The sequence below is a fragment of the Bacillus litorisediminis genome, assembly GCF_022808645.1.
In the GTDB taxonomy this organism is placed as follows: Bacteria; Bacillota; Bacilli; order Bacillales; family JC228; genus Bacillus_BF; species Bacillus_BF litorisediminis.
In genome coordinates this window covers 87,359-104,332 of record NZ_JAKZKT010000005.1, presented here as the reverse complement: position 1 = coordinate 104,332, position 16,974 = coordinate 87,359, and the positions used below count along the sequence as shown (strand labels likewise).

Annotated in this window: 12 protein-coding genes and 1 riboswitch; of the genes, 8 read left to right on the top strand and 4 right to left on the bottom strand. The window is 39.7% G+C overall.

All coding sequences use genetic code 11. The features are described from left to right. Positions 1 to 15: 15 nt before the first annotated feature. The gene (locus MLE14_RS04135; RefSeq protein ID WP_243297064.1) at positions 16 to 1,299 is read right to left on the bottom strand and encodes a polysaccharide deacetylase family protein; all 1,284 of its coding nucleotides are present in this window, start codon (positions 1,297 to 1,299) and stop codon (positions 16 to 18) included. Between the two features lie 47 nt (positions 1,300 to 1,346). Continuing rightward, positions 1,347 to 2,063, bottom strand: coding sequence for a hypothetical protein (locus MLE14_RS04130; RefSeq protein WP_243297063.1), 717 nt, complete (start codon positions 2,061 to 2,063; stop codon positions 1,347 to 1,349). A 309-nt stretch (positions 2,064 to 2,372) separates the two neighbouring features. Between MLE14_RS04130 and MLE14_RS04125 the strand changes: the two genes are divergently transcribed. Beyond that, complete coding sequence (locus MLE14_RS04125) at positions 2,373 to 3,215, top strand: oxidoreductase (RefSeq protein ID WP_243297062.1); 843 nt, start codon at positions 2,373 to 2,375, stop codon at positions 3,213 to 3,215. Positions 3,216 to 3,287: 72 nt separating this feature from the next. Further along, positions 3,288 to 3,389: riboswitch (purine riboswitch) on the top strand. A gap of 98 nt (positions 3,390 to 3,487) precedes the next feature. Then, positions 3,488 to 5,296: an adenine deaminase gene (ade, locus tag MLE14_RS04120; protein ID WP_243297061.1), complete on the top strand. Its 1,809-nt coding sequence runs from the start codon at positions 3,488 to 3,490 to the stop codon at positions 5,294 to 5,296. 317 nt (positions 5,297 to 5,613) lie between these two features. Here the strand turns inward: ade and MLE14_RS04115 are convergent, their stop codons facing one another. Beyond that, positions 5,614 to 7,107, bottom strand: coding sequence for a peptide MFS transporter (locus MLE14_RS04115; RefSeq protein WP_243297060.1), 1,494 nt, complete (start codon positions 7,105 to 7,107; stop codon positions 5,614 to 5,616). 178 nt (positions 7,108 to 7,285) lie between these two features. Here MLE14_RS04115 and MLE14_RS04110 point away from each other — a divergent pair, with 178 nt between their 5' ends. Both MLE14_RS04110 and MLE14_RS04105 read left to right on the top strand, forming a co-directional pair. Beyond that, complete coding sequence (locus tag MLE14_RS04110) at positions 7,286 to 8,485, top strand: DHH family phosphoesterase (protein WP_243297059.1); 1,200 nt, start codon at positions 7,286 to 7,288, stop codon at positions 8,483 to 8,485. 221 nt (positions 8,486 to 8,706) lie between these two features. After that, positions 8,707 to 9,339 carry a ribonuclease H1 domain-containing protein gene (locus MLE14_RS04105; protein WP_243297058.1) on the top strand — a complete coding sequence of 211 codons (633 nt, stop codon included), beginning with the start codon at positions 8,707 to 8,709 and terminating at the stop codon, positions 9,337 to 9,339. 107 nt (positions 9,340 to 9,446) lie between these two features. Here the strand turns inward: MLE14_RS04105 and MLE14_RS04100 are convergent, their stop codons facing one another. Beyond that, positions 9,447 to 11,108 (bottom strand): glutamine--tRNA ligase/YqeY domain fusion protein, encoded by a 1,662-nt coding sequence (locus tag MLE14_RS04100; protein ID WP_243297057.1) that lies wholly within the window; start codon positions 11,106 to 11,108, stop codon positions 9,447 to 9,449. A 405-nt stretch (positions 11,109 to 11,513) separates the two neighbouring features. On the opposite strand from MLE14_RS04100, the gene MLE14_RS04095 reads away from it, so the two are divergent. From MLE14_RS04095 to glgD, 4 genes are all read left to right on the top strand, one after another. Beyond that, positions 11,514 to 12,533, top strand: a complete 1,020-nt coding sequence (locus MLE14_RS04095) for a glycoside hydrolase family 15 protein (protein WP_243297056.1) — start codon at positions 11,514 to 11,516, stop codon at positions 12,531 to 12,533. 198 nt (positions 12,534 to 12,731) lie between these two features. Then, positions 12,732 to 14,678, top strand: coding sequence for a 1,4-alpha-glucan branching protein GlgB (glgB, locus tag MLE14_RS04090; protein WP_243297055.1), 1,947 nt, complete (start codon positions 12,732 to 12,734; stop codon positions 14,676 to 14,678). Continuing rightward, a complete protein-coding gene (locus MLE14_RS04085) occupies positions 14,665 to 15,828 on the top strand; it encodes a glucose-1-phosphate adenylyltransferase (protein ID WP_243297054.1) in 1,164 nt (387 codons plus the stop codon). Before glgB ends, MLE14_RS04085 begins: the two co-directional genes overlap by 14 nt. Before the next feature lie 38 nt (positions 15,829 to 15,866). Continuing rightward, a complete protein-coding gene (glgD, locus tag MLE14_RS04080; protein ID WP_243297053.1) occupies positions 15,867 to 16,964 on the top strand; it encodes a glucose-1-phosphate adenylyltransferase subunit GlgD in 1,098 nt (365 codons plus the stop codon). The last annotated feature ends 10 nt before the right edge of the window (positions 16,965 to 16,974 follow it).

Genomic DNA, 16,974 nt, shown 5'->3' with positions numbered 1-16,974 from the left:
AACTGAGGACATGTATTATTTAAGACCTACGATGTCTAAACCTTGTTTCTGTAAGTACTCAATAATTCTCGGCAAAGCATCAATTACAGCCTGCGATTCATGGAGAAGGATAATGGCTCCAGAAGTATCAGACTCGGCAACATATTGAAAAATTTCCTCTGCGTTTTGATGCTTCCAGTCTTCGGTATCCTTATTCCATAGAACTAGTTTATGATTGGTGCGCTCTGCTATTTTTAGGGTGGTTTCATTTTTTGCTCCATATGGAGGTCTAAAGAGCACGACATCGTCATGGATTATACTTTCTATTAATCCCGCCGATTGCAGCAATTCTCTTTCCTGTTCCTCATACGAAAGCGTTGTGAAGTTCGCATGGGACATCGAATGGCTGCCAATGGAATACCCATTGTCATATACATATTGAACATAGTCCGGGTACTTTTTAACATTTAAACCGGTAAAAAAGAACGTTCCTCCAGCCTGGTATTGTTTCAGGATATCAATGATTTCTTGTGAATACCTTGAAGGGCCATCGTCAAAAGTCAGTGCAACCCTTCCCTCGGGGATACTATAGGTTAAAACCTCGTCTACCTCAATAAAAGGGATAGCGGGCTCTTCATTTGTGTTTGCTTGATTACTAGATTGATAGTTTTCCGGAATACTAGATTCATATGTTTGAGTTGAAGGGTCTCCGGTTTCCGCTATCTTCTCCTTCCCATCCATTGAAACGGCATACTCCTCTTGTTCAACCGTCTTAGCCTCTACCACCGATGTATAAGGAGATTCATTTTTAAATGAATCCTTTAAATAAACAATGAAAAAAGAGCCTATGAATAAACAGGCAATGACAGTCGCCGTAATCCAGGTATATCTATGATTGCTTTGGGATGGAGGTTCCTCTGGTTTTTCTGTTTTTTCGGTTTCAATTATTGTTTCTTCCCGAAATAAAAATGGAAATTCGTTGATTTCTTGTAGAGGTTCCATTTTTTTTAAGATGCCTAGCCCTTTAGCAAACTCTTCTGAGCAAGGGAAAAAGATTCGGTCACTCTGATCTCTGTATGTTCTAGTTATAAAGCTTACATACTGACTTTTATAATGGTCCCAAGTGCTTTGAAAAGAAATTCTATATTTAAACGGTTCTTTATTTTCTACTATTTTTTGAATATGGGCCGCTGTGTCATCGTCAATTTCCCAAAAAAATTCGAATGGCCTTTGGAAAAATAATCTGACGCGCAATACATATTTTTCCGCTCTTTGCTCGACCGATAAAAGCTCGAGCAATTTACCGTTGTAAACAGACATAGGTACCTCCCCTTCTATTCCGTTCTAAATAGGCTGAAAAAGTCTGTTTACTCCGATTGGGAAGAAGCTGTTTTTGGCGCTAAGGAAAAAGACATCCGTTCTGTAAAATCTTTGATAGTTTGCAGCAATTGATTTTTTTCTTCAAGAATCTTTTCATACTGCTCAAAGTACTTTTGATTCTCAACTTCAAGTTCTCTGATTTTTTCTTCAAGCTGATTGATGCGAAGCAGATTTTGATACTGTGTACTCGTAGACTCTTCGCTAAGCTTGTTATATTTTTGAATTTCTTTTTCAAGCTGATGTGAGATTTTTTCAAATTCTTGGTTCGATGTATTCTGATAATCCTTATAATCCTCAAGAAGCTGATCATAGCTCATTTGCTTATTGGTCAGGTTTATTTCTAAACTATGAATCTCCTGATTTTTTTCTTGAATGGTCTTTTCTTTCTTTAAAATATCCTGTTTGAGACGCTGTGTTATTTCCCTCTCATTTAAAAGCTGCTCTTCAAGACCTTTATTTTTATAAAGAATTAATTGACGGTCCTTTAACATATTTTCTAAAGCAACAATCATATCCAGTGTAATTTTATCCTGATTATCCTTTGAGAATATTGAATATGGATTCACTTTCTCTTCTGCATCGGACATGATATGAAACTCCTCCAGTTCAACATCTTCAGTAATGATCTCTTCTTCAAAAGATGGCTGACTGGACTTCACACCTTTCCACCAGCCCAGAGTCTTGCTTTTGGTCTCCTTCGTCATGTTTTCATCCCCACCCTCATTAATAAGCCTGAAGTCTTGTATTACAAATGACCTTTTGAAAAAATAGAATTCTACTAGTATATTCCTATATTTTTACTAAAAATACGTAAAATTTACCATAATTATCTATCTTTTATTGTAAGATTATGTAGAAGTTTGTCAACCTAAGACCTAGAAATAAAATTTTTGTCGCTGGTTTTTTATATAAAAAGCATTTAATAAATTATTTACTAATATAGAATAGAAAGAATATAGACGGTTGATGGAGCTTATGATTGACTATACAGGACTAGATAAAGGAGTAACGATATGAAAAATAAAGTAGCGGTTGTCACAGGATCATCCAGCGGCTTTGGACTGCTTACCTCATTAGAGATGGCAAAGCGAGGGTTTCAAGTTGCAGCTACGATGAGAAATTTGGACAAAGGCGAAACATTGCTCAGTAGAGCGAGGGAGCATGGTGTTGCACATCGGATTCAATTATTTGAACTAGATGTAACCTCAGAGCAATCAATTTCTGCATGCCAACGTTTTTTACAGGAAACATTCGATTCTGTTGATGTGCTGGTTAATAATGCAGGGTATGCAGGAGCGGGGTTTGCCGAAGAAATTTCTGTCGCTGAATATCGAAAGCAATTTGAAACGAATTTTTTTGGAGTTATAGCGGTTAGCCAGTCCATTCTTCCGATGATGCGCAAACAAAGGGCTGGGAAGATTATAAATGTAAGCAGTATTAGCGGGAAAATCGGTTTTCCGGGTCTATCTCCTTACAATGCTTCTAAGTATGCTTTGGAGGGTTTCAGTGAATCCTTGAGACTCGAACTAAGGCCATTTGGCATTGATGTTGTTTTAGTGGAGCCAGGTTCTTTTCAAACCAGTATTTGGACAACAGGAAAACGAATCTCAGAACGATCATTAGATCCCGACTCTCCTTATTATCAAATGTTGAAAACAATCGAAAATCATCTGGAACAATCCTCTCCTCGATACGGAGACCCTGCTGAAGTCGCCAGGTTAATTGCTGATATTGCCGAGAAACGGAACCCTGCACTACGCTATTCCATTGGAAAAGGAGTAAAATTGATGCTTGCCCTTAAGACAATCCTCCCGTGGAGAATCTGGGAAAATCTAGTACTCAGGAAAATCCAATAAAACTCTCGATCAATCACAGGGCGTACCCTATGAACTTTGGGAGTGACAGGTGATGTGCGAATGTGCCATAATAGGAAAAATAGTTCAGCAAAATGTATAAGCTTGGGGATAGGGCTCAAGCGTTTCTACCAGGTAACCGTAAATTACCGGACTACATGAAGGGTGAACGTGACATATACAGATATGAACATATGACTGATATTTGTCATTTTCTCACGATTGTAGAAAAGCCTGGGTATATTACATGCCCAGTTTTTTTTATTTGAAAGGAGATGTCCTCCATGGAGAATCGTACAATGAGGAAGAAACTGCATGAAGTCAGTCAGCAGCTGTCAAAGGTTGCGCGCGGAATTGAAAAAGCTGACACCGTTATTAAAAATGGAACAGTAGTCAATGTTTATTCAGGTGAATTATTAGAAAATATGGACATTGCTATCAGTGAAGGGCGAATTGCCTTTGTAGGAAAGGCTGACCATACCATCGGGGAAAACACGAAAATCATCGAAGCAAACAATCGTTTTCTGGTGCCCGGTTTTATAGATGGGCATATGCATGTGGAGAGCACCATGCTTTCCGTAACTGAATTTGCCAAAGCAGCTTTGACAAAAGGAACAACAGCCATTTTTATGGACCCGCACGAAATTGCTAATGTGTTTGGGATCGAAGGAGTACGCCTGATGCATGAAGAGGGGCAGCAGCTCCCGCTAAAAGTTTTTACAACCTTTCCGTCCTGTGTTCCGGCCACGGCGGACCTAGAAGATGCAGGGGCGTCTATTCAAGTAGAGGATGTACAGGCTGGTTTACAATGGGATCATGTTGCGGGATTGGGCGAAGTTATGAATTTCCCGGGGGTCGTATCTGGTGACTCTCTGATGCTTGGGGAAATTGAAGCGACTATCAAAGCAAATAAGACCGTAACCGGGCATTTTCCTGCAGAAGATCCTTATATGCTCCAAGCTTATCTAGCATCCGGTGTCACCTCTGATCATGAAACTGTAACAAGAGAGCAAGGGCTTGAAAAGGTGCGTCTAGGCATGCATTTAATGATTCGCGAAGGTTCAGCGTGGCATGATGTAAAAGAAGTAATCAAGGTAGTAACTGAAGATAAAGTTAATACGGCTAATATTAGTTTAGTAACGGATGATGTGTACCCGCAGACTCTAGTAGAGAAAGGGCACTTAAATCACGTTGTTCGCCGTGCGATAGAAGAAGGAGTCGATCCGATTACAGCAATTCAGATGGCCACCATAAATGTGGCACGTTATTTTAAATTGGAACAAGATATAGGAGCAATCGCACCAGGAAAATGTGCCGATATATTAATCATCGAAGATCTTCAAAAAGTGGAGCCCATGACCGTTTTAGCAGATGGAGAAGTGATTTTTGAAAATGGGAAAATGGTTGCTGCTTTCCCGAGCTACACGTATCCTGAATATGTGAGAAATTCAATGAACGTAAAAGCAGAACTCACCACAGCCGACTTTTTACTAAAAAGTAAAACCGGAAAATCGGAAACTAAGGTACATGTGATAAAAATTATAGAAAATAGTGCACGCACGGAAAAAATGACAGCTGTCTTAAGAGTACAGGACGGTGTTATTCAGCCGGATATCGAAGAGGATATTATTCAGCTTGCTTGTATTGACCGCCACCATGGAAGCGGACAAGTCTCCCTTGGGTATACTCATGGCTTCCAATTAAAGAAAGGAGCGGTAGCATCAACTGTGGCTCACGATAGCCACAATCTGTTAGTGATGGGTACGAATCCTGAAGATATGGCTTTTGCAGCAAATGAATTAATAAAATGCGGCGGCGGAATGATTGCAGTCGAGAATGGGAAGGTATTGGCCAGAGTTGCGATGCCCATTGCAGGTCTCATGTCTGACCAGCCTTTAGAGACAGTTGTTCAAGAGGTGCAGCTGCTAGAAAAAGCTTGGAAGGAATTAGGCTGTCCAATCAATGCACCATTTATGACCTTCTCTTTAATTGCTTTAGCTGTGATTCCTGAAATTCGTATAACAAATCGGGGTATTGCTGACGTTACCCAATTTCAGCTGATAGAAACAGAAATCGGATTGTAAGTTTTAATAAAGCTTTGATATGCAGCACGAAAGTCTTACCGATACAAGCAAAAGAGGTGTCCAACTAAAAGGACACCTCTTTTTTAAAGGCAGTATTGGAGATCTCGAAGATTTATCAACGGATTTTGATTGCATATCAACAAATTTGAAGATTTATCAACGAATTTTGACCGTATATCAACAAATTTGAAGTTTATCAACGAATTTTGACCGTATATCAACAAATTTGAAGATTTATCAACGAATTTTATCCGTTTATCATCAAAAACAATTCTTGTCGACAATTTCCATATCGTGTATAGCTACACCTTAATTTTTTACCGTACACCCTTCATAAAGGTTTGGATCTTAGGCGCAAATGCGAACAGAATGAAACTTAGAACGATGGATACGCCTCCAATGATTCCGAAGTACAGCATTTCATTTTCTGCTGAGTAGAAATTAACGAGTTGTGCGTTAATAGCTTGTGCAGCAGCACTGGATAAGAACCAAAGACTCATCGTTTGCGCTGAAAAGGCTGCAGGCGCAAGCTTAGTAGTAGCTGAAAGTCCTACCGGCGATAAGCAAAGCTCACCCAATACTACGATGAAGTAGCTAAGTACAAGCCATAATGGACTAACTAATGAATCCGCACCGACAAAGTAGGCTGGCAGTAAAATGACTAGGAAGGAAAGACCGCCAAACAATAGGCCGAACGCAAATTTTTGCGGTATCGTCGGCTGACGTTTCCCGAGCTTAATCCACAACGATGCAAATACAGGGGCTAAAATAATAATAAATAATGGGTTCAATGATTGGAACCAGGCAGGATTAATAGTAAACCCAGCAAACTCCAATTGGGTCCGTTTGTCTGCATATAAAGCTAAAATCGTTGAACCTTGTTCCTGAATTGCCCAGAACATAACAGATGCGATAAAGAGCGGGATATAAGCAATAATACGAGAGCGTTCAACAGCAGTGGTTTTAGGACTGCGATACATCACAATAAAGTAGATGGTAGGTATTACAATTCCTAAAATTCCGACAAGAGTGATAAAACTGTCAAAATTTAAAATACCAGTTGGTATTGTTACCGCACATAAAATGGCAATAATCGCAATAACTAATACAATGATTATTCCATACTTTTTTCGTTCAGCAGGCGTAAGCGGATTCGCTACAAATGTACCAGCAAGCCCAAGATTTTTTTTCTTTGTTACTGCAAAAATAACAAGCCCGATAAGCATACCGACGGCTGCGATTGCAAAACCTAGGTGGAAATTAATATCCATTCCAACTTTTCCGACAATTAACGGTGAAAGAAAGGCTCCAAGATTAATTCCCATGTAAAAGATGCTAAAACCTGAGTCGCGCCGGTCATCTTCTTCACTATACATTTCACCGACAACGCTGGAAACATTCGGTTTAAGTAATCCCGTACCTAGTACAATTAAAACCATTGAAACGAAAAATAAAGCGAGACTGCCAGGAACTGATAATGCAATATGACCAAGCATAATCAGAATTCCACCGTAGAAAACAGCTTTTGACGTTCCAATCACCCGATCAGCGAGCCAACCGCCAATAATCCCTGACATATATACTAATGATCCATAAATAGACATTATTGCAAGTGCAATCGGCTCATCAAGACCTAATCCGCCTTTTGAAAGCTCATAGTACAGATAATAAACGAGGATTGCTTTCATTCCATAATAGGAGAATCTCTCCCAAAATTCTGTAAAGAAAAGAGTAAACAGACCCTTCGGATGCCCGAAAAATCCTGTTTGCGGCACACTAGCCACAATTTTCTGTTTATTATAATCAGACATTACATTAAACCTCCCTTTATATTATTCTAAGATAATACCCCTTCACTTTTTTGTCAAATTCCGACAGGTGATTGTCAAGCCGCGAAGTTTGTCGAATTTATATTGTTTTGTATAGTTTATAAATGATGAAACACACTAAAATAGCAGTTATACATTCACATTTTTTGAGGAGATTTCTATGTACAAATTATTCACACATAACGATTTAGATGGGGTTGGATGTGGAATTGTCGCAAAAATTGCGTTCGGTGACCAGGTCGATGTCCGCTACAATTCTGTGATGGGTTTGGATTTTCAGGTGGAGAGATTCCTTGAAAAGAAAAACGACAAAAAGCAGAAAGAGGATTTCTTAATTATTACAGATTTATCAATTAATGAAGAAAACACAAAGGCACTTGATGAATATGTTTCGGAAGGCGGAATGGCAAGGCTGATTGATCACCATAAAACGGCCCTTCATTTTAACGACTATAGCTGGGGATTAGTGAAAGTGGAATACGAGGATGGACGTTTAACCTCTGCCACCTCACTGCTGTATGAATATCTGGTTGAACATGAATTAATCCAGCCTTCCGCAGCAGTGGAAGAATTTGTAGAATTAGTGCGGCAATATGACACGTGGGAATGGGAAAAATACGACAATATCAAAGCCAAGCATTTGAATGATTTATTCTTTATGGTTTCCATCGACGAATTTGAAGAAAAAATGGTATCTAGGCTCTTAGAAAGTGAACATTTTGAGTATGATGAATTTGAACAAAAGCTGCTCGATATGGAAGAGGAAAAAATTGAACGCTATATCCGAAGAAAAAGAAGGGAAATGGTTCAAACATTTGTCGGAGAGTATTGTACAGGTATTGTTCATGCTGAATCTTATCATTCCGAGCTCGGAAGTGAGCTGGGAAAGGAAAATAGTCATTTGGATTACATCACCATTTTAAATATGGGCGGAAGAAAAATTAGCTTTAGAACGATCCATGATGATGTGGATGTCTCAGCTGTTGCCGGACGATTTGGAGGAGGCGGGCACGCTAAAGCAGCCGGCTGCTCGATGAACGAAGAATCTTATGAGCTTTACGTAAAGGCTGCCTTTACGATTGAACCGATGAGACAGGATGCTTTCAAGAATCAATATAACCTCAAAAATATTCCGCAAGGCAGCTTATATGAAAATCGCAATGAAGACCAGATCTTTATCTATTCCATAAATGAGTCAGAGTGGGTCGTTGAACTGAATGGGGACCCCTTGACAGAGACTTTCCCGAGCTTTGAAGCTGCCGAGAGACATGTTAAAAGAAATCACTCAGCATGGCTAGCCAGAGATGAACATTATGTTGAATTTTTGAAGGAAATCGTGATGAGTTTAAAACGTATTTAAAACTGCACCATTTCAATGTAAAAACCCCTGCTTTGTTGTGCAGGGGTTAAACTCATGTTTCATAATTTTTTCACTAAAATAAACAATAAACTATTTTACTAGTTTTAGATTGTCAAAGGTGTGGGATAATGTGAGTATTAAATCCTTCTGGAAATTCATGAATATGTAAAAAATTGAATGGTCTGATACAAATACAATTTTTTGATAGAGGGGCAAGCAATATGGCAAAACCAAAAAAATATTATGTTGTTTGGATTGGGAGAAATCCTGGGATTTATACAAGCTGGGACGAGTGCAAAGAGCAAGTGAACGGTTATCAAGGGGCAAAATACAAATCCTTTTCTACCGAACAGGAAGCGAAAGCTGCATTTACTGCCGGGGAGGCCAATTCATATGCAACGAAAACCTCAAAAAGCTCGAACTCAAAAAATCCTCAGGTTCCAGCAAACATTATTTACGATAGTATTTCCGTCGATGCGGCTTGCAGCGGAAATCCTGGCGATCTCGAGTACCAGGGGGTTGATACAAAAACGGGAGAGCAAATTTTCCATGTGGGTCCAATAGAAAATGGCACTAATAACATTGGTGAGTTTCTAGCAATTGTTCATGCGCTGGCACTGCTCAAAAAACAGAACAGCAGCAAAACAATCTATTCTGACTCTGCTACCGCTATCTCTTGGGTAAAAAGAAAAAAAGCGAACACCCAGCTGGAGTACTCGGAAAAAACTCAATATATTTGGTCATTAATAAAACGTGCGGAAAAATGGCTGGAAGAGAATACATATACCAATAAGATTTATAAATGGGAAACAAAAGAATGGGGCGAAATTAAAGCGGATTTTGGCAGAAAATAAGGATTCCGCGCAAGTGCAGCCAAATCTGGCGTAATGCAAACTTTAATCATTTCATCAATCCAAAAGCCCTGAACCTTACATTAGGTTCAGGGCTTCTTAATCAAACATTATAATTTAAACGAACTCTTCAGCTCCACAATTAAGTTATAAACGGCTTTTTCTCCAGTCGAGAGCTTTGGATCGACACTAAAATAGCCATGTCTAAAGAATTGGAATTTATCATAAGGTTTGACATCCTTCATATTTGGTTCGACAAACCCATTTAAAATTTGCAGAGAATTTGGATTCACATAATCTAAGAAATTCTTGCTGTCCTCATCCTCTTTTTCCTCTCCATCTTCATCTATAATCAATGGCTCATAAAGGCGGAATTCGGCAGGAACTGCTTGCGTGGCTTCCACCCAGTGAATCGTGCCTTTAACTTTTCGTCCTGTAAACCCAGTACCGCTTTTTGTTTCCGGGTCATAGGTACAATGGATCTCAACCACATTTCCATCCGCGTCCTTAATGACATCTTCGCATTTAATAAAGTAGGCATGCTTTAGTCTCACTTCATTGCCAGGGAACAAACGGAAGTACTTACTTGGCGGATTTTCCATGAAGTCTTCTTGTTCAATATAAATTTCACGGGAAAACGGAATTTGTCTTGTTCCCATTTCTGGAGCTTCCGGATTAATTTCTGCTTCAAGCATTTCAACCTGGCCTTCAGGATAATTGGTGATGACTACTTTAAGCGGGCGCAAGACACCCATTGTCCGAGGGACTTTTAGTTTTAAATCCTCTCTGACAAAGTGGTCGAGCATGCGGGAATCGACTGCCCCGTCACCCTTGGATACTCCTAATTCACGGACAAATGCCCGGATCGCTTCTGGAGTAAATCCTCGTCTTCTTAGTCCTGAAATGGTAGGCATGCGCGGGTCGTCCCAGCCATCTACATATCCTTCCGCTACTAATTGCTTTAATTTGCGCTTGCTCATAACCGTATTGGTTAAATTCAATCGGCCAAACTCGATTTGCTGCGGTTTGCTCTCCATTTCACATTCTTCAATCACCCAATTGTATAGAGGACGCTGATCTTCAAACTCTAGTGTACAAATAGAGTGAGTTACATCTTCAATGGCATCCTCAATTGGGTGTGCGAAGGAATACATCGGGTAAATACACCATTTATCCCCAGTATTGTGGTGGGTTGCATGAGAAATCCGGTAAAGCACAGGGTCCCGCAAATTAATATTTGGCGAGCTCATATCGATTTTCGCCCTTAGGACTTTCTCACCGTTTCCAAATTCTCCTTTACGCATCCGTTCAAATAAATCAAGATTTTCCTCAACTGAACGATTACGGTAAGGACTCTCTTTGCCCGGCTCTGTTAAAGTACCGCGGTATTCCCGAATTTCATCAGCCGTCAGGTCATCGACATAGGCTTTCCCTTTTTTAATCAGAAGGACGGCCCGATTATACATTTCCTCAAAATAATCGGAAGCAAAAAACAGACCATCCCATTCATAGCCAAGCCATTTGACATCCTCTTTAATGGATTCAACAAATTCCGTATCTTCCTTTAATGGATTGGTGTCGTCAAAGCGGAGATTCGTTTTCCCGTTAAATTCATCTGCTAAATCAAAATTAATGATAATCGATTTGGCATGTCCGATATGTAAATAACCATTTGGTTCCGGAGGGAAACGAGTGATCACCTTATCCCGTTTACCGGTCTTTAAATCTTCAATAATAATATCCCGTATAAAATTTGAGGTGTTATGTTCCACAGCTCTCAACCTTCCTTATAAATGAAGTTGTAACTAATTATTTATTTTGTGAAAATAAATCGATCTTTATATACTTTAGACAGTATGTCCGTTAGCAAGTATTGTAACACAACTGCAGTTGGAATTTTAGTGAAAAAATCAAGGATACAACCAAATATCCCCATTATCAAAATTCGTCCGAGTATCATAGGATAAAGTATACCCCCTTATAGTGTATGAACAGAAGAAATGAAAGCGTTTGCCAAAAAGTTCAAGCTGTCCAAAGGTATTTTGATGTTTAGAAATGACTGATTTTTGTGAATACTAACAATAGATAGAAGCTGGATTTACCTTTGATTAGAGGTAAGTACCTGTTTTGCAGAATAAAAAGTAAGCTCAATAAAGTTCTAAAGGAGTGCAAGTCAAATGAATATTGATAGAGCGTTACAGGTGCTCGATTCCATGCGACTGCCGAACGGAACTTATACAGCGAGCCTTTCCCAGGATTATTATTACGTGTGGATTCGGGACGTTTGTTATACGGTTCTGCCTTTTTTAAAGAGACCAGATGAACGGTTTGAAAAAGCCTATCATGCCTTATTTGATTTATTCAAAAGCTATGAATGGAAAATTGATATTCATCGCACCAAAAAGCCCGTTTATTTATATGAGTATATTCATTCTCGCTATTCAACGGATTTAAAGGAGCTTCACCAAGAATGGGGGCATGCTCAAAATGATGCGATTGGTGCATTTCTCTGGGGAGTTGGTGAAGGCTTTAGTCACGGACAGCGAGTTATTCGCGATGAAAGCGATATCGTCATTCTGCAAAAATTGGTCGACTATTTAGAGTGTATCCGCTACTGGGAAGATGAAGACAATGGCATGTGGGAAGAAAATATGGAGGTCCATGCCTCTAGCATTGGTGCATGCGTAGCCGGATTAAAAGCTATAAAAATGCTGGTAGAAGTTAAGGATGAGCTGATCACAAATGGGGAAATCGCATTACAAAAGCTTCTGCCGCGTGAAAGTATCACAAAAGAAACGGATTTGGCTCTTCTATCCCTTATTTACCCCTATCGCGTGGTAGACCGGCAAATGGCTTTAATAATCCTGGAAAATGTCACTACACATTTAGAAAGAACCTACGGCTGTATTCGTTACTCTAATGATCGGTATTATAACGAAGGCAGTGAAGCAGAATGGTGCTTCGGTTTTCCTTGGTTAGGTCTATGTTATTTAGAGCTGGGCATGTTTGAAAAAGCAGCGGAATACCTAAAAAAAACCATGCGGATTATCCCGGAAAACTGGGAGATTCCAGAATTGTATATAGGCGGTACGTTCAAACCAAATGTCAATACTCCGCTAGCTTGGGCGGTTGCGATGGCGTATTTATTTTTAACCCAAATGGAATCTTTAAAAATGATTGGTGAAAAAGTTCATTAATAAGTATAGATACTCAAAGATGTCTCAAAAGAGCTGATCTCTTTTGGGACATCTTTTTTTATAACGATTACTCCCCAAAATTGCTTATTTTTCAACAATAAAAGACATTTTTCACTGAAGGGTTCGCATTTTTCGCATCGAATGTTTCTTTATCACTATAAATCATGAGGAAAGAAACGAGACGGAGGTGTAAAAAAGATGGAAGGGACCATCGTCAAGGCTCAAAACAAACTTGTAAGTGATTTAGACGTATACCTTTTTCATGAAGGAACCCTTTATCAGGCATATAACATGCTTGGAGCTCACTTCATCACCTATGAAGAGGTGGAAGGGGTTCGTTTTGCAGTGTGGGCACCGAATGCCAGAAGGGTTGCGGTGGTAGGAGATTTTAACCGCTGGGATGGGTCACATCATCAGATGGAACGAATCCCTCAGTCAGGGATATGGGTGCTGTTTGTCCCAGGGCTACAGGAAGGAGAACTCTATAAATATGAAATCGTCACTCCTGAAAATACAAAAGTACTAAAGGCAGACCCATTTGCATTTTCCTCTGAGGTCCGGCCAAATACGGCTTCTAAAATTCATCGGCTGGGTACATATAAATGGCGGGATCAAAAATGGATGCAAACAAGAAAAAAAATAGACCATTTTAAAAAGCCGATGATTATTTATGAACTTCACCTCGGAACATGGAAAAAGAAGGCGGATGGCGAGCTTTATTCATACCGTGAACTGGCCGATGAGCTGATTGATTATGTCGTTTCTTCAGGTTTTACACATATCGAACTGATGCCTATTATGGAACATCCGTATGACCGATCTTGGGGTTACCAAATTACGGGTTATTATTCAGTCACAAGCAGGTTTGGATCCCCTGAAGATTTTATGTATTTTGTCGATCAATGCCATCAAAAAGGGGTTGGAGTAATTTTAGATTGGGTCCCTGTCCATTTTTGTAAGGATGCTCATGGTCTAGGCCGTTTTGATGGAACCCCGCTCTATGAACCTATCGATCCGCGTGAAGCAGAAAGGGCTCTTTGGGGGACCTACAGTTTCGATTATAAAAAGCCTGAGGTGATTAGCTTTCTTATATCTAATGCGATATTCTGGCTAGACGTTTTCCATCTGGACGGATTTCGGGTGGATGCTGTATCATCCATGATTTATTTAAATCATGACCGTAATCACCATGAACCTTTAAAAAACAAGAATGGCGGAGAGGAAAATTTAGAAGCCGTAGCATTTACGAAAAAATTAAATGAAGTTGTGTTCAGGGACTATCCAGAATGTTTGATGATTGCAGAGGAAGCAACGGCTTGGCCGCTTGTAACTGCTCCTACTTATTCAGGGGGACTGGGGTTTAATTATAAATGGAATATGGGCTGGGTGAATGATGTTCTCCGCTATATGTGTCTCGAAGAACATGAACGGCCTAACCATCATAATCTATTAACTTTTTCATTTTTTTATGCCTTCTCTGAAAACTTTATCCTTCCGCTTTCACACGATGAAGTCGTGTATGGGAAGAGATCCTTGCTTAATAAAATGCCAGGAGACTATTGGAAAAAATTCGCTAATTTACGATTATTGTACGGCTATTTCATGACACATCCGGGCAAGAAGCTTTTATTCATGGGCAGTGAATTTGCTCAGTTTGATGAATGGAAGGATGAAGCAGAGCTGGATTGGAACTTGTTTGAGTATGAACCGCATCGGCAATTCTATGATTATATCAAAAATCTCCACCAGTTTTATAGGAAAACAAGTTGTTTGTGGAGGCTTGATCATGACCAGGAGGGATTTGAATGGATCAATCCACATGATTCCGGTCAATGTGTCATATCATTTATGAGAAAGGGGAAACGAAAAGGGGATTACTGTATCGTTATTTGTAATTTTTCATCTCGGGTGTATCACAACTATCGCCTTGGCGTACCGGCGCTCGGTAGCTATTTGGAAATGTTCAATAGCGATTCGCCTGCATTTGGAGGATCAGGACAATGTAATTCACTTCCAATCGCAGTAGACAATCAGCCTTATAACAATCAGCCATATAGTATGGAAATCACGGTTCCTCCATTAGGGGTTACGATTTTTATGAAACAGACGAAAAAAAGAGGGGGAAAGGTGAATGCAGGCCATTAAAAAATGTGTAGCCATGCTTTTAGCAGGGGGGCAAGGAACAAGACTGGGAGAATTAACGAAAGGACTGGCCAAACCTGCTGTTCCATTTGGGGGAAAGTATAGAATTATAGATTTTGCCTTAAGCAATTGCAGTAATTCAGGGATTCGATCAGTAGGAGTTTTAACGCAATACCAGCCTCATCTTTTAAATGGGTATGTTGGAAATGGCGCAACCTGGGATTTAGACCGGAAGTTTGGCGGTGTCGATGTGCTGCCGCCTTATAAGGGGTATGACGGAGGTCAGTGGTATCTGGGGACAGCCAATGCCGTGTTCCAAAACATTCATTACATTGAACAAAAGAACCCAGAGTATGTTCTTGTTATATCTGGGGATCACATCTATAAAATGGATTATAATCGCCTGCTGCAGTTTCATTTAGAAAAGGGTGCCGATGCAACGATTGCCGTCATAGAGGTTCCATGGCAGGAGGCAAGCCGGTTTGGAATTTTAACGACAAATGAAGATAACCGCATAACAGAATTTAACGAAAAGCCAGCGCATCCCAAAAGCAATCTCGCTTCGATGGGGATTTATATCTTTAATTGGAAGCTGTTAAAACGTTACTTAATTGCTGATGAAAGAGATCCGCTCTCCTCTCATGACTTTGGCAAAGATGTAATCCCTAAAATGCTTACTGACCAGATCAATCTCTTTGCTTACAAATTTAGAGGCTATTGGAAGGACGTCGGAACAGTTCAAAGTCTATGGGAGGCTCATATGGATTTATTAGAAGAAAATCCTGAATTGGACTTATACGATATGGACTGGAAAATTTATTCAGTAAACGCCAATCTTCCGCCTCATTATATTGCCCCTGGGGCAGAGATCAAGCAATCATTGATTAATGAAGGGTGCAGAATACACGGCCGTGTGCTCCGTTCTGTCTTGTCTCAAAATGTCACGGTAGGATCTGATACATGGATAAAAGATTCGGTGATTATGCCTGATGTGACGATTGGAAACAACGTCATGATTGAAAGGGCGATTATTGCCGGCGGAACCGTGATTGAGGATGGAGTCAGAATCGGTTCTGCCAACCCAAATGATGAAATTATATTAATCGGGGAAAATCAGCGAATATCGAACAATATTCAAAAGAAAGCATTGTAAGCATGATCTGCAAAGATTACTAACAAGGAGACGGGTAGATGAGAGAAGTATTAGGTGTAATCAACTTGATGAATGAAAATCAGTTTTTAAAAGCTTTGACCTCTTCTCGATGTTTAGCATCTGTTCCTTTTGGGGGACGCTATCGATTAATAGATTTTACTTTATCTGATTATATTCATGCTGATATTACCCAAGTGGCGGTGTTTGCTAAAGAAAAATACCGGTCCCTTATGGATCACCTGGGTTCGGGGAAAGAATGGGACTTAGACCGTCACACAGGGGGATTATATATTTTGCCGCCGCTTCATCCTGGAGAAAGGATGAAGGGGGATCTGCAGCAGTTTTTCGATCATATTATGTTTTTTCAAAGATCGCCGGCAGATACCGTTATAATTTCTCCGGGTCATCATGTTTGTGAAATGGATTATAACGATCTTATTGACTTTCATAACGAAAATAATGCCGATATTACGGTTGTATATAAGGATTACAAAGGAACACCGGTCTATAAGCCGGTTTATCATCAATGTTCAATCGACAAAGATGAAAATATAACTGATATTCAATTATATACAATCCCTCAATTAGGGGACCTTGTATGTCTAGATACTTATGTCATTAATAAAAATCTTTTGGTAGATCTTATATATAAATGTGTTGAAAATGATGAATACGATTTGTTAAAGGATGCTATTAAAGCAAACCTGCATCACTTTCGGGTGAAGGGTTATCGCTTGCCCGGCGAAATGCTGTTTATTCATTCGATTGAGAGTTTTTTTGAAAGCAATATGGCCTTTTTGAATCAAAAGGTGATGCAAGCTTTTTTTAATGATAAACGGGACGTATTTACGAAGATCAAGCATGAGGCTCCAACCAGATACGGGCATTGCTCAAAAGTATCGCACTCATTAATTGCAAATGGCTGTGATATTCAGGGGGTGGTAGAAAATAGCATTCTCTTTCGCGGTGTAACCGTTCAAAAAGGAGCTGTCGTTAAAAATAGTATTATTATGCAAAAAAGTGTGATTGAAGAAGGGGCCTACGTTGAAAATGTAATTACTGATAAGCAGGCCAAAATTACAAAGGAAAAGGTTATAAAAGGACCGAGAGTCATTAAAAAGGCAGAGAAGGTCTAAAATGGAGGTT